This window comes from Aquabacter sp. L1I39 (assembly GCF_017742835.1).
In the GTDB taxonomy this organism is placed as follows: domain Bacteria; phylum Pseudomonadota; class Alphaproteobacteria; order Rhizobiales; family Xanthobacteraceae; genus L1I39.
Genome location: NZ_CP072392.1, coordinates 1,469,140 through 1,489,740 on the forward strand (window position 1 = coordinate 1,469,140; position 20,601 = coordinate 1,489,740).

Annotated in this window: 11 protein-coding genes; 8 read left to right on the forward strand and 3 right to left on the reverse strand. The window is 67.2% G+C overall.

What is annotated here, in order from left to right; translation table 11 throughout:
* The first annotated feature begins 73 nt into the window (after positions 1-73).
* Both J5J86_RS06390 and J5J86_RS06395 read left to right on the forward strand, forming a co-directional pair.
* Positions 74-2,062 (forward strand): autotransporter assembly complex protein TamA, encoded by a 1,989-nt coding sequence (locus tag J5J86_RS06390; RefSeq protein WP_247658122.1) that lies wholly within the window; start codon positions 74-76, stop codon positions 2,060-2,062.
* A complete protein-coding gene (locus J5J86_RS06395; protein ID WP_209104029.1) occupies positions 2,062-6,348 on the forward strand; it encodes a translocation/assembly module TamB domain-containing protein in 4,287 nt (1,428 codons plus the stop codon). Before J5J86_RS06390 ends, J5J86_RS06395 begins: the two co-directional genes overlap by 1 nt.
* Positions 6,349-6,357: 9 nt before the next feature.
* On the opposite strand, the gene J5J86_RS06400 is transcribed toward J5J86_RS06395, so the two are convergent.
* On the reverse strand, positions 6,358-8,256 hold the full coding sequence (locus J5J86_RS06400) for a sigma 54-interacting transcriptional regulator (protein WP_209104030.1): 1,899 nt from the start codon (positions 8,254-8,256) through the stop codon (positions 6,358-6,360).
* Between the two features lie 195 nt (positions 8,257-8,451).
* Here J5J86_RS06400 and J5J86_RS06405 point away from each other — a divergent pair, with 195 nt between their 5' ends.
* The 6 genes from J5J86_RS06405 to J5J86_RS06430 all read left to right on the forward strand — a co-directional run bounded on the left by J5J86_RS06405 (position 8,452) and on the right by J5J86_RS06430 (position 14,806).
* On the forward strand, positions 8,452-9,816 hold the full coding sequence (locus J5J86_RS06405; protein WP_209104031.1) for a CmpA/NrtA family ABC transporter substrate-binding protein: 1,365 nt from the start codon (positions 8,452-8,454) through the stop codon (positions 9,814-9,816).
* A gap of 3 nt (positions 9,817-9,819) precedes the next feature.
* On the forward strand, positions 9,820-10,659 hold the full coding sequence (gene ntrB / locus J5J86_RS06410) for a nitrate ABC transporter permease (protein ID WP_209104032.1): 840 nt from the start codon (positions 9,820-9,822) through the stop codon (positions 10,657-10,659).
* Between the two features lie 4 nt (positions 10,660-10,663).
* Positions 10,664-11,551 carry an ABC transporter ATP-binding protein gene (locus J5J86_RS06415; protein ID WP_209104033.1) on the forward strand — a complete coding sequence of 296 codons (888 nt, stop codon included), beginning with the start codon at positions 10,664-10,666 and terminating at the stop codon, positions 11,549-11,551.
* Between the two features lie 36 nt (positions 11,552-11,587).
* On the forward strand, positions 11,588-12,070 hold the full coding sequence (gene cynS, locus J5J86_RS06420; protein ID WP_209104034.1) for a cyanase: 483 nt from the start codon (positions 11,588-11,590) through the stop codon (positions 12,068-12,070).
* A 127-nt stretch (positions 12,071-12,197) separates the two neighbouring features.
* The gene (gene eutB, locus J5J86_RS06425; RefSeq protein WP_209104035.1) at positions 12,198-14,387 is read left to right on the forward strand and encodes an ethanolamine ammonia-lyase subunit EutB; all 2,190 of its coding nucleotides are present in this window, start codon (positions 12,198-12,200) and stop codon (positions 14,385-14,387) included.
* A gap of 68 nt (positions 14,388-14,455) precedes the next feature.
* Entirely contained in the window at positions 14,456-14,806 is a 351-nt protein-coding gene (locus tag J5J86_RS06430) for a cupin domain-containing protein (RefSeq protein WP_209104036.1), read from the forward strand.
* A gap of 44 nt (positions 14,807-14,850) precedes the next feature.
* Here J5J86_RS06430 and J5J86_RS06435 read toward each other — a convergent pair whose 3' ends face one another.
* Together J5J86_RS06435 and J5J86_RS06440 are read right to left on the reverse strand one after the other, a co-directional pair.
* The gene (locus J5J86_RS06435; RefSeq protein WP_209104037.1) at positions 14,851-16,602 is read right to left on the reverse strand and encodes an HAD family hydrolase; all 1,752 of its coding nucleotides are present in this window, start codon (positions 16,600-16,602) and stop codon (positions 14,851-14,853) included.
* 259 nt (positions 16,603-16,861) lie between these two features.
* Entirely contained in the window at positions 16,862-20,437 is a 3,576-nt protein-coding gene (locus J5J86_RS06440) for a glycosyltransferase family 2 protein (RefSeq protein WP_209104038.1), read from the reverse strand.
* Positions 20,438-20,601 lie beyond the last annotated feature (164 nt).

The following is a 20,601-nucleotide window of genomic DNA, read 5'->3' on the forward strand; positions in this document are numbered from 1 at the left end:
CTCGCGCATGGACGTTCGGAAACACGACCGCTAAGATCGGCTGACCCTGGATTTCCACCGAGGCGGAGCATCGTTGCGACCTACCCACCGGCGTCTGACGTCACGCAGCACTTCCGGCGAGGTCTTCGTCCGCCTCTCTTACGTCTTCCTCGTGGCCGCGGGGGCGAGCGCCCTGTTCTGCGCGTCTCCCGCCCGTGCCGACGATCCCACCTTCTTTGACCAGGCCATTGCCTGGTTCAATCCCGATGCGGCGCAGAAGGAAGCCCCTGTCGCCGATGCGGTGCCTTATGACGTCTCGTTCGAGGTGACCGGAGACGGGGACGCCCGCTCTGCCGTGACACAGGCCTCGAACCTGGAGACCTTGCGCCGGGCCCCGCCCTCAGGGGCGGCCGGTCTCGTGCGCCGCGCCCTGGCGGACAATGACCGGATCGTCGCCGCCCTGTTCTCCCAGGGCTATTATGGCGGGCACCTGAAGATCACGGTGGCCGGCCGCCCGCCGGATGCGCCGGACGTGTTCGCCGCCGTCGATGCAGCCCGAAAGGCCGGGCCCGTCCCGGTGGTGGTGCGCGTGGAGACCGGCCCGCGCTTCACCTTCGGCGAGGTGCGCATCCTCGATGCCGCCACCCGCAAGCCCCTCCCCTCTCCCCCGACGCTGCGCAGCCTCAACCTGCTGACGGGCGAACCGGCGCGCTCCACCGCCGTGATCGCCGCCGAGGGGCGGATCGTGGCGCGCTTGCGGGACGAAGCCCATCCCTTCGCCAAGATCACGGCCAAGGACGTGGTGGCCGACCATGCCACCCGTACCCTCAATGTCACCTTCCTGGTTGCCCCCGGGCCGGTGGCCACCTTCGGCCCGTTCACGGTCAGCGGCGCGCAAAGCCTGCCACCCAATTTCGTGCCCGAGCGCATCGACATCCGGCCCGGCGAACCGTTCTCCCCCGATCGCCTGGAACGCCTACGCCGGCGCCTGCTGACCTATGAAATCATCGGCTCCGTTCGCTTCATCGAGGCAGACCGGCTGAATGCCCGCGGGGAGTTGCCCATCGAGGTGCAGATCGGCGAGCGCAAGCCGCGCTATGTGGGCTTTTCGGCCAATTATTCCAACACCGACGGCTCCACCGCCAACGCCTTCTGGGGTCACCGCAACCTGTTCGGTGGCGGCGAGACCTTGCGCCTCGACGCCCAGGCGTCCTGGTTCGGCGAGAAATCGGACGCGGTGCCCGATGCCGACCCCTTCGGCTACAAGGCTTCTGCCACCTTCATGAAGCCCGGCATCTTCACCCCCAATGACGACCTCGTCGCCCAGGCGTCGGTGCTGCGGGAAGTCACCAATGCCTATGTGCGCGAGGCCGTCACCTTCCTCGGCGGTGTACGGCACCGGTTCAACGATTATATGAGCCTCCAGGTGGGACTGGACCTGGAAGCCTCGAAGGTGGAGGACAGCGACGGCTGGCGCGACTATCCCATTGCCGGCGTGCCGTTCGACTTCAATTTCGACAATACCGACAGCCTGCTCGACCCTTCCCGCGGCGTGCGGGCCAGCGCCACGGTGGAGCCCTTCGCCTATTTCGGCGGCGACGGCGCAGGTCCCGTTCTCATGAAAGCCTCGATTTCCACCTACAAGGCCCTGGACGAAGACAATCGCTTCATCCTCGCGGGCAAGGTGGCGGCGGGCTCCATCTTCGGAGCCCAGTACGAGAATGCCCCTCCGCAGCGGCTCTTCTATGTGGGTGGGGGAGGAACCTTGCGCGGCTACGAATACCAGGCGGCAAGCCCCCGCAACGCTCAGGGCATCATTGTCGGCGGCCTGAGCTTCTTCACCGCCTCCGCCGAGGCGCGCATCCGCATCACCGACACCATCGGCATCGTGCCCTTCTTCGATCTCGGCGCCGCCTTCGCCTCTGACGTGCCGGACTTCAGCAACCTGCAATATTCCTACGGCATCGGCCTGCGCTACTACACCGCCATCGGGCCGATCCGGCTCGACCTCGCCTTCCCCGGTGACGCACAGGTGGCCGGCACAAATTACGGGCTGTATGTCAGCCTGGGGCAGTCCTTCTGATGCGCGCCCTCCGTCTCGTTTCGCGCTCCCTGATCTCTCTCGCCATTTTCCTGGTGGGCTTCCTGCTGGCCGGCTTCGGCCTGATCCAGACGCCCCCCGGCCGCGACATGGTGGCCTCGCTCGCCGGGCGCCTCGCATCCGGAGACGGACTGAGCGTGCGCATTGAGGGGCTGTCCGGCTTCATCCCGTCCAACATGCGGGTGGCCAGCATCGATCTGTCCGATCCGGATGGCCCGTTCGCCCGCGTGGAGGGCCTCTCCCTCGCCTGGAGCCCGCTGGCCCTGCTTTCCGGCAGCGTCACGGTGGCCCTGGTAAGTGCGGAGCGCGTCACCGTCCAGCGCCAGCCCGACTTGCCGCCGCGCCCGGCGCAGGCGTCCTCGCAGTCCGGCTTTGCTCGCAACCTGCGGGTGATCGTAGACCGTATCGAGGCACCGGCGGTGGACCTTGATGAGCCCGTCTTCGGCCAGAAAGCCCGCTTCGGTTTCGAGGGCGGGCTCAAGATCGACGGTCTCGGACAAGGGCTGTCGCTGAACTTCAACCTCAACCGCCGGGATGCCGAAGGCTTTGCCGCCGGCACGGTGCGCTATGCCCCGGAGACGGCGGCACTCGACGTGGACATCACCGCCCGCGAGCCGGCGGGCGGCATCTTCGCGCGCCTTGCCGGCCTTGAGGGCCTTCCCGCCTTCGAGGCGCAAGTGAAGGGCGCGGGCACCCTGGATGCCTGGTCGGGCACGCTCGATGCCACCGCGGGCGACCTGGCGCATCTGGAAGGCTCCGCCTCGGTGCGCGCCCAGGATGGTGGCCGGGTGGTGCAACTGACCGCGCGCGGCGATGTGGGGCGGGCGCTGCCCAAGGCTTATTCCCGGCTGTTCGAAGGCGAAAGCGACCTGTCGAGCCGCATCGTCATGAAGGCGGACGGCGGCTTCCAGGTGGACGCGCTCGATTTGAGGTCCGCCGGCTTCAGCTTCTCCGCCCGCGGCGGCGTGCCCACGGACGGGCCGATCACCCTCACCTTCCAGGCCCGCACCGGCGCGGCGGACCGCTATTCCGCCCTGCTGCCGGGCCTTGCCTGGGACGAGGCCCGTCTGGACGGCGGGATTTCCGGCACCGTGCTTGAACCGCAGATGCAGATGCGGGTGAATGCCACCAAGGTGACGGGCTTCGGCTATGGCGCCGGGGCCCTCAAGGCCGAGGCGAGCGCCGTGCCCGACGGTGCCGGCACCTTCGCATTGAAGGTGGATGCCACCGGGGATGGCCTGTCCGCCAACGATCCCAAGGTCGCCGCAGCCCTGGGCCCGCAGGGAACGCTGGCCCTGCGCGGCGTACGATTGCGCGGCGAGGATCCTGTCCTCACCGAGGCAACGGTGCGCCTCTCCGGTATCGACCTGCGCTTTGCAGGCAAGGCCGACCTCGCCAATATTGAGGGCCGGCTCGACGTGGCGCGCCTGGACCTCGCGGCCCTGTCCCCGTTCGCCGGGCGGCCACTGGCCGGCCTTCTCGCCCTCACCGCCGACGTAAAGCGCACCGGTGCGGGCGGGGCGGTCGCCTTGTCGGTCAACGGCACAGCCCGCGACGTGACGACGGGCGATGCCACCCTCGACGGCTTGGCAGGCGGCGCCTCGCACTTCAAGGGCGGCCTGTCCGTTGCACCGGACGGCGCCGTCGCAGTGGACAATTTCACGGTCGACGCCACGGGCGCGGCCCTGGCGGTGAACGGCCGCATTGATGCGACCACCGCCGATCTTGCCGCGCAGCTCTCCTTGCCCGATCTCACGCGCCTGGACGGGCGTCTGGAAGGGGCGGCGCAGGCAAAGGCCGCCTTCTCCGGTCGCCTCGCTTCCCTGGATATGACGGCTCAGGCCACCATCGCCCAAGGCAAGGCCATGGGCCACGCCATCGAGGGCCTGGCCATCGACGTGGCCGCCAAGGATCTCACCGGACGGGTCTCCGGAACAGGCCAGCTCCAGGGTAAGGTCGGCGGTAAGGCCTCGCGCGGAACGCTCGCCTTCAGCACCGGGGCGGATGGATCACGGGCGCTGACGGGCCTCGACCTCGCCGTTGGCAGTGTCACCGCGCGCGGGGCCGTGACGCTCGCGCCCACGGGCCTTGCCACGGGGGACCTCACGCTGGTGGCGGGCGATCTCGCGGACATTTCCGCCTTGACCCTGACCGAGCTAGGAGGTCGGGCCGAAGGCACGGTCAGCCTCGACGCGCCGGGCGGCGTCCAGCGCGTGACCGTGCGCGGCACCTTCGCCAATCTCCTGGCCTCGGGCCAGCGGGTGGCCAATGCCCGCATCGACCTGTCCGTGACCGACCCGCGGGTATCGGCCGCCATCCAGGGCTCTGTGGATGCCACCGGCATCGAGGCCGGCACCCTTTCCATCACCCGGGCGCGCCTCACCGCCCAGCCGGAAGGCCAAGGCACGCGGCTGGCGCTGGATGCGGATGCCCAGGGCGCGACGCTCACCACCCGTGCCCTGCTCGCCAGGCAGGGCGAGGCGCAGAGGCTGCGCGTGGATACGCTGCGGCTCGCCCGCGATCGCACCACCGCCACCCTGACCGCCCCCGCAACCCTGACTTATGAGGCGGGCAACACAACCCTCGACCGATTCGCCCTCGCCTTGTCCGGCGGCGGCAGCCTGACCGCACAGGGCCGCGCGGGCGATACCCTCGATCTGACGCTGGAAGCCCGCGCGGTGCCGCTGGCGCTCGCGGCGCTCGTGGATCCGACCCTCTCGCCGAGCGGCACGCTGGCCGCCAATGCCCGCATCACCGGCACGCCGGCTGCGCCCACCGGCCGCTACGATGTGACGGTGAACCGGGCCACCATGCCCCAGATCACGGCGGCGGGGGCCGGCCCCTTCGACTTCCGGGCCAATGGCACCCTGGCGGATGGCCGGGCCAGCATCGCTTCCGCCCTGTCGGGACCGTCCCTGTCGGGGGTGACCATCAACGGCTTCATTCCTGTCTCCAATGGAGCGCTTGACCTGACCATTCGCGGCTCCGTGTCGCTGGCCATCGCCAATGCCATGCTCGCGACCTCGGGCGCGCGGGCTGCCGGAACGGCGGCGGTGGACCTGACCTTGCGCGGCACCCTGGAGGAACCGCGCGCCGGCGGCACGATCCGCATCAGCGGCGGGCGCTATGAGGACGCCATCCATGGCATCACGCTGGAGCGCATCCAGGCGGTGATCACCGGTACGGATCGGAGCTTGACGGTCTCATCCTTCCAGGCCTTCACCCCCAATGGTGGCAGCATCCAGGGCCAGGGCACCATCGCCCTCGATCCAGCCGGCAGCTTCCCCGGGCGGGTGGACCTAACCCTCAACAACGCCCAGCTTGCCAATAGCGAACTCATCCGCCTCGTCGCCGGGGGGCGCCTTGCTCTCTCGGGCGCTCTGGCGCGCACCCCCGCCATTTCCGGCACCATTGAGGTGCGGGAGATGGACGTGAACATCCCCGATCGCCTGCCGGGCGGCGCAAAGGCGCTCAATGTGCGGCACGTGAACCTGCCCCCCGGCAGCCGCACACCCGCCGCCTTGCGCCAGCCGCCCCAGCGGCCGGGACGCGGCGCACCGAGCCCGTTCGTGGCCACGCTGGACCTGACCATCAACGCACCCAACCGGGTGTTCGTGCGCGGCATGGGACTTGACGCGGAACTGGCAGGCAATATCCAGGTGCGTGGCACCAGCGCCGCGCCGCAAACCATTGGCGGCTTCGAGATGCTGCGCGGGCGGCTGGAAATCATCGGCCGCCGGCTCGACTTTACGCGCGGTCGCCTGACCTTCAACGGCGACACCGATCCCGATCTTGATTTCGTCGCCGAAAGCGCGGCCAGCGATGTCACCGCGCGCATCATCGTCTCGGGGCGCGCCTCGCAGCCGGAAATCACCTTCACGTCGACGCCCGAATTGCCACAGGATGAAGTGGTGGCGCGCCTTTTGTTTGGCCGCTCGGCCGGCCAGCTCTCAGCCGGCCAGGCGCTCCAGGTGGCCCAGGCCGTCACGGCGCTGTCCGGCCAGGGCAATGCGCTGCTCGGCAATCTGCGGCGCTCACTGGGCGTGGACAGCCTCAGCGTCGGGACGAACGCGGCGGGCACGGGCGGGGAGATCGGCATCGGCCGGCGCATCAATGACCGGCTTTATCTGGGCGTCCGGCAAGGCACGACGCCCAACTCCTCACAGGCCACCATCGATCTGGACCTGACGCGCAACATCCGCCTCCAGGGCGCGACGGGCGCCGACGGCAACACCTCCGTGGGCATCGGCGCCCAATGGGACTACTGACGCAAGCGCTCAACGGAGGCGCGGCGCCTCGATCCCCATGGCCTTCATGCGCGAGGCAAGAGTGGTGGGCTTGAGGCCGAGGCGCTCGGCCGCCCCGCCAGGGCCGGAGACCTTGCCCCCTGCCGCCTCCAGGGCCTTGAGGATGCTCTCCCGCAGGCGCATGCGGCGCTCCTCCTCCGTCTCCAATGGGCTCGGGACGACAGGCGCGCTGGGCGCGGCGGTGCGCCGCTCTCCCCCCGGCAGATCGATGGTCAGGCGTCCATTGCGCGCCAGGATGATGCCACGCTCGATCACGTTCTGAAGCTCGCGCACATTGCCCGGCCAGTCATAGGCCGAGAGGCGCCGCATATCCCCCTCGCTCAGTTGCAGCGAGCGGTCCGCCGGCTTTCGGCTGGCGGAGAGGAAATGCATCGCAAGGAGCGGGATATCCTCCCGCCGCTCCCGCAGCGGCACGGATTCGATGGGCATCACATTGAGGCGGTAGAAGAGATCTTCCCGGAAGCGCCCCGCTCTCACCTCGCCGCGCAGGTCGCGATTGGTGGCGGCAATGATGCGCACATCCACCTGCCGCGTGCGCTCCTCGCCCACCCGCTCGAACTGGCCCTCCTGGAGGACGCGCAGAAGCTTGCTCTGGAGCTCCAGGGGGATTTCTCCCACCTCGTCCAGGAACAGGGTGCCCCGGTCCGCCAGCTCGAAACGGCCGATGCGATCGCGCAGGGCGCCGGTGAAGGCGCCCTTCACATGGCCGAAGAACTCGCTCTCGAACAGCTCGCGCGGAATGGCGGCGCAATTGACGCGGATGAGCGGGCGCTCATGGCGTTCGCTGGCCTCATGGATGGCGCGGGCGATCAGCTCCTTGCCGGTGCCCGATTCCCCCGTCACCAGCACGGTGGCATCGGTGGGGGCGACCAGTTCCACCTGCCGCAGCACCTTCTGGATGGCCTCGGAGCGGCCTATAATGCCGCGATGGCTGCCCTCGGCCCGGATCTCTTCCTGGAGATAGGCGTTTTCCAGCTCCAGCCGCTCGCGCAGGCTGTCCACCTCGGCAAGGGCCGCCCGCAATTGCTCGTTGGCTTCGCGCTTCTGTGTCACGTCGCGAAACACCACCACCGCACCGATGAGCACGCCCCGGTCGCGCAGGGGGGTGGAGGTATATTCCACCCAGACCGGCTTGCCCGAGCGATGCCAGAACACCTCATTCTCCACCTGATGCACCGCGCCGTCGCGGAAGGCGGCATAGATGGGACAATGCTCGTGGGCATAATGGGAGCCGTCGGGGTGATGGTGGTGAACCATCACATGCATGTCCTGGCCGATCATCTCCTCGGCGGTCCAGCCCAGGATCTGCTCGGCGGCGGGATTGACGAAGGTGGTCTTGCCCTCCGCATTCACCCCATAGATGCCCTCCCCCACGGCGCGCAGGATGAGGCGGTTCTCCCGCTCGATGTCCCGGAAGGCCCGGTCCACCCGCTGCCATTCGGCGACCCCCTCGCGCATGAAGGTGTCGGCGGCGGCATCGATGTCGCGCCGCTGGCGGGCATCCAGGTCGCACAAGGTCATGAGCAGGCGGCGGCGGCGCGGCGTGCGCACCAGCACGCCTCCGGTCTCCACGCGCGCGCCCGTGCCGTCCGCCCGCCGGGGAGAGAGGGTGCGCGCCCAATAGGTGCCGCGTGCCTCCACCGCCTGGGTGAAGGCGATGAGCGCCGGCGCCTGGCCGGGATGCAGGTCAAAAATCTGCATGGATTTCAGCCGGCCCCGCTCATAACCGAGCAGGTGCGCAGCCGCGCCATTGGCATCGAGGATGGCGCCGGTTTCGAGGTCCACCGCCAATTGGGCTTCTATGGCGGTGTCGAAGGCCGGTCCGAAGGGACCGAAATGGGAGACCGGCTCAGCGACACCCTGGCTCATGGCCACCTCAGAGACTTACGACTTTTCGTAAGTCTATCACGAAAATTCGTTATTCACGAAAACTCGTAAATCATTTTTCAGGCGCCCCCCCTTGGTATCGCTTGCAAAAGTCGCCCGCTGAAGTCTGGCACACGGATTGCGTAGAGGAAGGCACCTTCCCGCGGCCCTCCCGGGCCCAGCAAAGCGAGGCGATCCATGGCGAGCTTCGATCCCTTCCGGCGCGGTTCCCGTTTCTTTTCCTCCGGCTGTTCGTGCGGACAGCATGCGTCGCAGGACGAGCATGACCTGTCCTGCGTCGCCACCGGCGGCGAAGACGAGCGCTATGCCAGCGCCGTCGAGGCGACAATCATGCGGGCGCTCATCCCACAGGCCCCCGCCCGCCGCGCCTTCCTGAAAGCGGTGGGCGCCTCCACGGCCCTCGCTGCCATCTCCCAATTCCTGCCGCTGGGCCAGATCACCGACGCCTTCGCCCAGACCGCCGGCACTCTGGAAAAGAAGGACCTGAAGATCGGCTTCATCCCGATCACCTGCGCCACCCCCATCATCATGGCGCATCCGCTGGGCTTCTATTCGCGCTACGGACTGAACGTGGAGGTCATCAAGACCGCCGGCTGGGCCGTCATCCGGGACAAGACGCTGAACGGGGAGTATGACGCCGCCCACATGCTGGCGCCCATGCCGCTGGCCATCTCCATGGGCATCGGCTCGCCTTCGACCCCCTACACCATCCCCGCCATCGAGAACATCAACGGCCAGGCCATCACGCTGGCCATGAAGCACAAGGACAAGCGCGACCCGAAGGACTGGAAGGGCTTCAAGTTCGCCGTCCCCTTCGACTATTCCATGCACAATTACCTGTTGCGCTATTATCTGGCCGAGGCTGGCCTCGACCCGGACAAGGACGTGCAGATCCGCTCCGTGCCGCCGCCCGAAATGGTGGCCAACCTGCGGGCCGACAATATTGACGGCTATCTCGGCCCTGACCCCTTCAACCAGCGCGCGGTCTATGACGGCGTCGGCTTCATCCACATCCTCTCGCTGAAGCTCTGGGACGGGCACCCCTGCTGCTCCTTCGCCGCAAGCGAGGAGCTGGCCACCAAGGCGCCCAACACCTTCCGTGCCCTCACCAAGGCCATCATCGACGCCACCGGCTACGCCCAGAAAAACGAGAACCGGAAGGAGATCGCCGAGGCCATCGCGCCCGCCAATTATCTCAACCAGCCGCCCATCGTGGTGGAACAGGTGCTCACCGGCACCTTCGCCAATGGCCTCGGGCAGGTGGAGAAGGTGCCCAACCGCATCGCCTTCGATCCCTTCCCCTACCAGGCTTTCGCCGTATGGATCCTGACCCAGATGAAGCGCTGGGGTCAGATCAAGGGCGACGTGGACTATGCCGGCATCGCCCGCAAGGTGTTCCTGGAAACCCAGACCGCCAGCCTGATGAAGGAACTGGGCCAGACCCCGCCCACCTCGTCCAAGACCATCGTGGTCATGGGCAAGCCATTCGATCCGGCAAAGCCCGAAGACTATGTGGCGAGCTTCGCCATCCGCCGGAGCTGACCCATGTCGCTGAGCCTCCGGGCCCGCGCCCTGGTCGTCTCGGTCCTGATCTTCGCCGCCTTCCTCCTCGCCTGGCAGCTCGCCGTGCGGGGAGGCCAGGAGGCGAGCGGCATGGACCCCGAATATGCCAAGCTCATGGGCGCCACCGCCACCAGCGGCAAGTCCGCCATGCCGGGACCGCTGGCGGTGGGCGAGACGCTCTGGAAGCATCTCGCCAACCCCTTCTATGACAACGGCCCCAACGACAAGGGTCTGGGCATTCAGCTCGCCTATTCCGTGGCGCGGGTGATGATGGGCTATCTCCTCGCGGCCCTCGTGGCGATCCCGCTGGGCTTTCTCATCGGCATGTCGCCGCTGATGAACCGGGCGCTGGACCCCTTCATCCAGGTGCTCAAGCCCATCTCGCCCCTCGCCTGGATGCCGCTCGCCCTCTACACCATCAAGGATTCCACGCTCTCCTCCATCTTCGTGATCTTCATCTGCTCGCTGTGGCCGATGCTGATCAACACCGCCTTCGGCGTCGCCAATGTGCGCAAGGAATGGCTGAACGTCGCCCGCACGCTGGAGGTCGGCCCCTTGCGCCGGGCCTTCACCGTCATCCTGCCGGCGGCGGCGCCCACCATTCTCACCGGCATGCGCATTTCCATCGGCATTGCCTGGCTCGTCATCGTGGCGGCGGAGATGCTCGTGGGTGGAACGGGCATTGGCTACTTCGTCTGGAACGAGTGGAACAACCTCTCCATCACCAATGTGATCGTCTCCATCCTCGTAATCGGCGTGGTGGGCATGGGTCTCGACCAGATCCTCGCCGCCATTGCCCGCCTCGTGACCTATCCGGAGTGAGGCGATGACCAGCCGCTACGTCTCCATCGAAGGCATTTCCCGCCGATACAAGGCCGCCGGCGGGCGCACCACCACGGTCTTCGACGACCTGTGGTTCTCCATGAACAAGGGCGACTTTGCCTGCATCATCGGCCATTCCGGTTGCGGCAAGACCACGGTGCTCAACATCCTGGCCGGCCTCGACCTGCCCGATTCCGGCGCGGCGGTGGTGGATGGCCGCGCCATCGAAGGGCCCGCCCTCGACCGGGCCGTGATCTTCCAGAGCCACGCCTTGCTGCCCTGGCGCACCGTGCTGGGGAATGTCTCCTACGCCGTCTCCTCCCGCCATCCAGATTGGAGCCGCGAGCAGGTACGCGCCCATGCGCTGCGCTTCATCGAGGTGGTGGGCCTGAAAGGCTCCGAGCTGAAGCGCCCGGCGGAGCTTTCGGGCGGCATGAAGCAGCGCGTGGGCATCGCTCGGGCGCTGTCCATCGAGCCCAAGATGCTGCTGATGGACGAGCCCTTCTCGGCCCTCGACGCCCTCACCCGCGGCACCCTCCAGGACGAGGTGCGCCGCATCTGCCTGGAGACCGGGCAAACCGTCTTCATGATCACCCACGACGTGGACGAGGCCATTTATCTGGCCGACCGCATCGTGCTGATGACCAACGGCCCGGAAGCGGTGGTGGCGGAGATCGTGGAGAACCCGCTGCCGCGCGATCGGCGGCGGCTCGACATCCACAAGCAGCCGGACTTCTACGCGGTCCGCAACCATCTCATCGACTTCCTGGTGGAGCGCTCCAAGACCTTCAAGTCGGCGCTTGCCCCCGGCTACGACCACCGCACCCCGCCGGTGGTCCGCCCCGTCGCCGGTCCCCTGTCCCCTTCCGGCGGCGACATCGCCGCCGCCTGACCCCTCACGACCTTCAAGACCTCAAGGAGTGACCCCATGAAGCGCGAACAGCTCACCGAGAAGATCCTCGACATCAAGCGCGAGAAGGGATGGACCTGGAAATACATCACCGATGAAATCGGCGGCATGTCGCCGGTCCTGGTGGTGGGGGCGCTGCTAGGCCAGATGAAGCTGGTCAAGCCGCTGGCCAAGGCGGCCGCCGAACTGTTCGGCCTCAGCGAGGTCGAGGAGCGCATGCTGAACGAGGTGCCTTATCGCGGCATGCCCATGCCCCCGACGGACCCGCTGATCTATCGCTTCTATGAAATGGTGATGGTGAACGGCCCGGCCTGGAAGGCGCTGATCGAGGAAGAGTTCGGCGACGGCATCATGTCCGCCATCGACTTCGACATCGACATCTCCCGCCAGGAAAACCCCAAGGGCGACCGGGTGAAGATGACCTTCACCGGCAAGTTCCTGCCCTACAAATATTACGGTGCCGAGCAGGGCACGCCGGAATACGGATTCAAGGAAGCCTGAGCCGTCGCGAAAGAGACAAGGGTATTGGCAAAAGATTTTCCTTAAGGGAATATCAACAGAGGTCAGCGGGGGTGGACGCAGGTTCGCCTTCGCTCACCGGGTTGCGCCCGCATCCCCCGGAGGCCCCATGCGCTCGCTCACGCCCCTTGCTGCCATTCCCGTCCCGGAGCCTGCGCCCCAGGAGCGCTACGCGATCACGCTGCTCGACCGCAGCTTTGAATTTGATGGCCTGAAGGCGCTTCTCGGGGCCGCCGACCATTCCAAGGCGGGAGACAGGAATGCGGGCCTTGCCGCCGGGGACGACGTGACGCGGGAAGCGGCCCGCTCCCTGCTGTCCAGCCTCACGCTCCAGCACCTCTATGACCGCCCCCTCACCGATGCGTCCGGCCGAGTCGACGATGTCATGCGGGTCAATTACGACATCGACCTGGCCGTCTTCGCCAGCATCGCGCCGCTCACCCTCGGCGCCTTCAAGGATCACCTGCTGCGCGCCCCGGCACGCGAGGTGCGCCGGCTCGGCGGCGCGCTCACCGGCGTCATGGCGGCGGCGCTGGCAAAGATCATGGACGTGCACGAGCTGGTGCTGGTGGCGAAGAAGGCCAAGCGGGCGGCGCGGGCGCGCACCCTGGTGGGCGCCGCCGGCACCCTGTCCTCTCGCCTTCAGCCCAACCACCCCACGGACGACCTCTCGGCGGTGGCGGCGCTTATCTATACCGGGCTATCCATGGGGACGGGCGATGCGCTGATCGGCATCAATCCGGCGGTGGACACGCTGGAAAACGTCTCCGCCCTTCTCACCCAAGCGGACGCGATCCGCCGCGAGACGGGGGCACCGACCCAGGTCTGCGTCCTCTCCCACGTCAAGACGCAGATGGCGGCCCTGAAGCGGGGCGCGCCGGTGGACATCATGTTCCAGAGCCTTGCCGGCACGGAACGGACCCTGACAGAGGAATTCGACGTCACCGTCGCGCTTCTCGACGACGCCTATGGCCTGATGGCCGCCCAAGGGCCGCTGGGGCCCGACTGCCAATTCATGTATTTCGAGACCGGCCAAGGCAGCGAGCTGACCTATGGCAAGCATGACGGCTTGGACATGACCACCTGCGAGGCCCTGTGCTACGGCCTTGCCCGGCGCTATGACCCGTTCATGGTCAACAACGTCACCGGCTTCATCGGTCCGGAGACGCATCGCGACAATTTCGAGATGATCCTGGCCAATCTCCAGGATCACTTCATGGGCAAGCTGCTCGGCCTGCCCATGGGCATGGCGCCCTGCTACACGCTGCACTCGCAGATCACCATGGAAGGCCAGCAGGTGGCGACGCAGTTGCTGACCGCCGCCGGCGCGAACTTCTTCATGGACGTCTACCTGTCCACCGACCGGATGCTCGCTTATTTCGACACGTCCGGCCACGACGACCAGACGCTGCGGGAGGTGCACGGCCTCGCTCCCGCCGCCGACTATCTGGCCTGGGGCCTGGAGAAAGGCATTTTCGCGCGCGAGGAGGACGGCACCGTCGCGCGGGGCCCCCGCTGGGGCGATCCCACGCTCTTCTGCCCCGATGCGGAGGCCTTTGCGGGCCTGCTGGCGCGCACGCCGGCCATGCCGGGTTTCGACAATGCCGGTCCCCGCCCCGCAGACCGGGTCTCGCGTACCATCAGGGCCAATCTGGCCATCGCCCGCGAAGCCATCTATGCGGACCTCGATCCCGCCCGCCTCGGAGGCATCCCCTTCCGCCGCATTGCCTCGCGCGCCCAGGATCGCGACGCCCACCTCAGCCATCCGGACATCGGCGCGGACCTCGACGCTGCAGCCCTCGCCGCGCTTGCCGCCGAGTGCCGGGACGTACAGGTGGTGGTGTCCGACGGATTGAGCGCAGAGGCCGTGCATGCCAACGTGCCCCACCTCCTGCCCGGCTTGCTGGACCGCCTTGCCGCCGCCGGGGCCAGCCTTGGAGACCCCTTGCTCCTGCCATTCGGTCGCGTGAAGGTATCTGAGCCCGTCGGCGATGCGCTGCAGGCCCGCCTGGTCATCACGCTGATCGGGGAGCGTCCGGGGGGCGATGCCCAGGCGTCCCGCTCGCTCTCGGCCTATCTCGCCTTCCGCATCGCCGACGAGGACACAAGGGCGCGCGCGGCGGCCTATAGCGGCAACCCGAACATCCGCTACGAATATACGGTCATCTCCAACATTCATGAGGGTGGCCTGCCACCGGGCGAGGCGGGGCGGATCATTGCCGAGAAGGCGCTCCAGATCCTGTCCATGCAGGCAGCGGGCAACCGCCTGGAAAGCGCTTTGCGGCAGGAGGCCGCCTGAAACGCCCCATCGCCCCCGGTTGATCCCGCCTCCCACACTGATTAGAGCCATGGTCGGGGAGCAAGACCATGACATTGCATGCGCTGAAGAGAGAGATGATCGAGCCCATCATCGGGCCGGTGGACAAAGCCGTCCTCATCGAGGGCACGCCCGAAACGCGCGTCTGGGTGACCTATGACGCCCCCGCCGAACGCCTGTGCACGGGCGAGTGGGAAGCCACGCAGGGCACCTGGCGGGTGAATTACGAGGAATGGGAATATTGCCTCGTGGTGTCCGGCCGCTGCGTCGTCACCGGCGATGACGGCTCCGTGGTAAAGGCAGGCCCGGGAGATTCATTCGTCATCGAGCCCGGCTTCACCGGCACCTGGCAGGTGGTCGAGCCCATGCGTAAGCACTGGGTGATCCGGACACCAGCCTGAGCACCGCCGCATCCGGCACCCCTCTCCGCGCAGCGCGCCGCCGGCTACCCAAGGCCACGCATTTGCGCGGGGTCCGATGATCCAGCTGACCCAGGTGTTTTCGTGTCAGACGCACCTGAGCAGAGATGCGCGCGCACGAGGTCCGCGGGTTGCTTGAGGTTCGCCAGCCTGTCCAGGAACGGGGCGGCAATATCCAGCGGCTCCGGCTCATATCCCGTGGCCGCGACGAAGCTGTTGAACAGACGCGCGAAGGCCTCGACACCCGCACCGACGCCGCGGGCCACCAGATCCCGCTGCGCGCGATCCATGCGGCTGCGGGGGGGCGGGTCGGAGCGCCCAGCCATGGAGGCAGGAAGCCTCAGATCGGGCGCGAGAAACAAGAGCTCAGCCTCCAGACGCCCGCGCGCCAGGAGATCCAGCTTAGGTCCCCCCACGCTTTCGCGCCAGAGCATCGCCTTCAAGTGCATCCGCGCCTGGCGCCGGCGTGTCTCGGGCGTGTCGAGGAGGCAGAGGGAATAGCCATAGACTTCCATCTCCAAGGCACTTTCCAAGGCCAACTCGAATGCTTCCTGAAGGCTGCCGTCCCAGTCCGCCGCAACAAGCGCGATACGGGATCCCGGCTCAATGCCCTGGCCAATCAGGTCCTGGAAGAGCTCCCGGCGGCTGCGGCGGGCCGCGGCGAGAATGGGCCAGCGATAGGCATTGAAGAAGCGGCGAACAAGCGGGTGGTGCTCGACCCCCACGATCACGTCCTCTCCCAGCCCCAGGTCTGCCATTACCTGCGCGGACGGAACCGCGATCCCAAGGCACTCCAAGGCCTCGCTGACGCTCCCCCCATCCGCCTCGGCGATGAGGAGGGCAACCCTTTCATCGAAGTTGCGGTCCGACACGGTCGCCAGCGCCAGGGACTCCCTCGAGGCCGTGAGAATCGCACGTCGGGGCAATGACGCCGCGCCAAGGCTCGGCACAAGGTGCTCGAGGCAGTGGCCGACGCCCGGAAAAAACACGAGCGCATCGATAGCATTGATGCGCGCATGCCATTCCACCCAACGCAGAAAGGCGCAATAGAGCGGCCCAAGCAGATCGAAGCCGATGGAAGCCAACGGGGCCCGGCTTGGCTGCGGTCCCAACCGCCTGAAGCCATAGCTGAGCGCTGCCGCTCCTTGAGCGCCGGTGAAAACATCATCGCGGGCATCCACCGCCTGCGTGAGGAAGCCCGCTTCGCGCGCCGGCCGCAAATCCTCCTGCTCTCGGCTCCCCACATGGAGGATCCGGCCGGGCGGCACGCCGAGCCTTTGGGCGACCTCGACAAACAGGCGCCCACCCGCCTTGGGAAGCCCCACCTCGCTCGCAAGAAAGAGCGGGGCCTCGGGCAATCCCAACCGAGACAGGAGCCCGGCAATGAAGGCCGCGCCATGGGGCGTATCGGCAATGATGGCCGCGCGCCCCTCCGTGGCCCATTGGACATAGAGCTCCCGCACATCCGGATGGGGGTGCCAGAGCGCCGCCTCATAGAGAAGCTCCGTCCGCTTGGCGAACTCGCGCGGCGCAGCGGGCAGGTCGAGGCATTCATAGATCTCGTCATGGCTGATGGTGAAGCGGCCATCCGCCTCCGCCCGGCGCAGCGCCTCAGCTTCCGCGGCGCCCCGCAGCGGCGCGAAATCCGCCATGCCGATGCTGGTGCCCACCATTTCCCACATCTGAGCCGACCCGCTCAGGGGAAACAACAGCAGCGTCTCGAAAAGATCGAACGTGACGAAGTCGACGTCCTGCGACGCCCGGCTGATTGGAATCACGAGATCGACGCCCCCGGACAACCCTTGCCCCTTTCCTGGACCACCCGAGGGCGGTCCTCGTCACCTGGATATTGCGCCCCGTTCGAGCGAACCGGGGGATGCTGTTGCCTTCTTATACGAAACCCGCCTCTCCAGCCGGCGTGGGGAGGCGTCCGTTCGCGTGCAGTCACCGCGGCGCCGAAGCGCCACGTCCGAGGGGTACCAGCCCGCAGCCGCCGGTGACAGCCCTCAATTGGGGGAGTGCTTCGCGGGCAGATGATCAGCCCGGAATGGAGAACATGACATCATTGGGATGGAGATTGGGACTGAAGAAGGGATCGTTCATGAAGAAGCGGGGATGCCGGGCGTCGAGCCGGCGCTTGTCGGCCCGCAGCCGCGCCATCTTTTCGCTGCTCTGGTGATCAAGGCCGCGCGACATGGATTCGTAATGCAGAAGCTGCGCCGCAGGGCACACCACGTTGAAATAACCGGCTTCCACCAGCCGATAGCACAGGTCCACATCATTATAGGCGACCGGAAACGACTCGTCGAAGCCGCTCACCTGGTCGAACTTGCTCCGCTCCACCAGGAGGCACGCCCCCGTGACCGCCAGCCAATTGCTCTCCAGCATGTTGCGGGCATAGTAGCAGGGGTCGCTCTCCTGGGCGCCGAGGAAGGCGTGGCTGGGGCCATCGGCGATGCAGATCACACCAGCATGCTGCACCCGCAAGCTCTGCGGGTAGAGCAGCTTTGCCCCCACAGCACCCACGTGGCGCAGATGGGCATAGCCGAGCATCCGCTCCAGCCAATCGGCGGAGAGGACTTCAGTATCGTCATTGAGAAACAGGAGGAAATCGCCTGTGGCGGCGCGTGCCCCCACATTACATAGCTCCGAGAAGTTGAACGGCTTATCGTGGCGGATCACCTGCGACCCGCCGTTCGCCAGCCCCTCCAGATAGGACAGGGTGTCGGGCAACGACGAGCCGTTGTCGACGATGACCAGCTCCACATTCCGGTAAGTGCTGCGCTCCTGGATGGACGTGACGCAATTGCGCAGCGTGTCGCCATTGTTCTTGGAAGGGATGATGATGGAAACCTTGGGGTTTCCAGCCACATGGTAGCGCATGCGCTGGTAGGCCGGCAGCCCCTCCACCGCCTCGCATTCCCCTTCCAGGCCCCGCCGTTTCAAGGCCTCCAGCCGCAGGCGAACCGCCGCATCCAGCGCTTGGGGCTTGGCATCGAACGTGTGGGCGGCAGAACCGGGAATCATCCGCCAGTGATAGAGAACCTTCGGGACGTGGGCGATGCGGCTGGTCCGCTCCGTCACGCGCAAGACGAAGTCCCAGTCCTGCGAGCCGTCAAACTCCGCCCGCAGTCCGCCCACCTCCACCGCCAAGGTGCGCCGCACGCAGGAGACGTGGCAGGTGTACATCAGGCTCATCAGCATGTCCGGAGACCAGTCCGGCTTGAAGAACGGATCCACCAGCCGTCCGTCAGTCGAGATCTTGTCCTCGTCGGAATAGATGAAGTCGGCGCCCTCACGGTCGATGCAGAGAGCCAGTTCGTAGAGGCAGTCCTCCGTGAGCTCGTCATCATGATCCAGGAACACCACATAATCCCCCTGCGCCATGGCGAGGGCCTGATTGGTGGCGCCGGAAATGCCCTGGTTCCTGTCTGCGAAGTGCACCGTGACGCGCGGGTCCTGAATTTGACTGAGCGTCGCACGCACCTGTGGATCGGGGCTTAGGTCGTCCACCAGGATCAGTTCCCAGTGGGGGTACCACTGGGTCTGGACCGAGCGGATCATCGCCTTCAGCAAAGCGGGCGGCGTGTTGTAGAGGGGCACGAGAATCGAGAAGACCGGCGCCGAGCGAAGTGCCGCGATCTGCTCATCAAGATCGGACGGCCGGCGGGGCGCCAGATAAGTGTAGCCTGGGCCCTGGGCGACCCATTCATATGTGCCGGCCTCAACCGCCGTCAGTTGATCGCCGCCGGGCCGATCAGGCGAGGGGCGGAAGGCAATGAAACGGGCATCGGCTCTCCCGCCGACGGGGGCCGGGGCCACCGGCCGCAGAAGCCTTGTCCGATGGCCGAGCCCTCGTCCGGGAAAGCGCAAGGCGCGACGCAGCCGGGCGCCGAGCGTGCGGCGTGACGTCTCACAGGAGGCGGCAGGGAAGTGCGACGCCAGATAGTGAGCAAGGGCCGACTGATCGGGCGGAAGCTCCGGATGGGCCGCCCGATACGCCTTCGGATCGAACAACTGGCTGGGGAGTCGGCCCTCGGCCTCACCGTAAAGAGCGTAGTGCCAAAGCGGATTCACGCCGGCGCTGCGCACATCCGGATAGGAATTCAGATAGAACGCGCTGTCGAAGACGGGATTGGGCCGGCACCCCTCGAAGCCTCCACGGATCAGGAAGTCCACCACTGGCTCGACCCGGCGTCCTCCCGCATCGGGATATTCCCGCACGTAGAAGTCGCGGTCGAAGAGGCCGGAATCGCTGAGGGCGCGGCAGCGATAGGCCAGATCCCCCGGCCCGAAGCGACGCAGCAGGCGGCCGATCAAGCCGCGCAGGCCCCGGCGCGCCGAGACGTAACGGCCGGCGATGAAAGTCGCCAGCGCGCGCCGGCGGGCCCGCTCCATCTCCACATCAAGGGCGACCGCCTCGAGACGGCGGGCCTGCTCCGCAATATCCTCGCGCAAGCGGTTCAACCGTCGCTCGGCTCCGGAAAGCTGTTCGGAAAGGCGCTGCGCGCGCAGCCGTTCCACTGAAAGATCCGCCCGGGTGGCGGCGGCATGGTCCGCCAGGGCCCCGGAATAGGCCGCATGCTGCCGTTCCAGCTCGGCGATCGCGGCCGCATGTTCCCGCGCCTGCGCCGCGGCCCGCAGCCGTTCGGTCGCCAGATCCTGCTCCAGAAGCTCGGCACGCGCGGCCTGCGGCGCCGCGGCCCGCAGCTTTTCGAGCGCTCCGCTGAGATCACGGTCCGCGTTCGTCAGGCGCTCGATCAGTTCGCTGATATGCTGCGCCTGGCGTTCGGAGGTCGCGGCGACCGCATCCTCCAGTTCACGCGCCACAGCAGCACCGGCGCGACGCTCCCGTTCCAGCTCTTCAGCCAGCGCCTCGAGGCGATCCGACAAGGCGTCCGGTGCGCCGGCATCGCGCCCAGGCGACTGCCCGCGGGCCGCCTCCCACCACGGTGCACTGATGCGACCACAGAAAGTACGCACCTGCTGGACCAGATCCTCATCGGCCGGTGCGCCAGGCATCGAAAGGAGGCTCGCCAGCTCCCGCGGCATGTGCGCGCCCATTTGGACGAGCCCGAGGCCTCCGCCATCTGGCAGTTCAAAAGAGGGCAGACTGGCGCTCAAGGTGAGAAAGAGGCGCGCGACTTCGCCCTCGGCTGTGGCGAGACGGGTCCCCACCAGAACCACCGCGGCCCGGTCGGACAGCCGCGATCGCCACGCCTCGAACAGTTCGAACGCCGATGCGTCTGAGGCACTGTCGAGAATCAGGAGATCGACCCCCCCCGGCGCGGGTGTTTCAGCAGTCTGCTCAAGTGGCTCACGCAGGACCTGCAGTCGGCCTGCGATGGGCAGGGGCAGGTCCACAGCGACAGGCGAGGCCAATAGAACGGAGCCCGGCTCACTGAGCACCGTCAGGGCCTGCCCCACCGCAACACCGCAACCTGTGGAGGGCGAGGTGAGATCCACACTGTGCCGGGGCAGAAGCTGGCCCGCGAGCCAGAACAGGAACGGGACATGGGCCGCCGCCTCCCGCGAAGGCGGCAGTTGCAAGGGCTCGGCGAGCACGTGCGCGCGGGTGAATCCCGCCATCAGAGCCGCAGAGGACAAGCTCATCGCGTCGCCGTGCATCGCAGCCGCCTCCTGCGCTTTGTTCCCGGCTGACACCGGGCGGGCCATGATCGCCATCCCCCAAAGACTTCACGGCACCGCAACAATTTGGGCGTTTCTCTTCGCATGTGCGAAGCGGCCCTTCAAGCCCGAACGCCTCAACGTGAGGT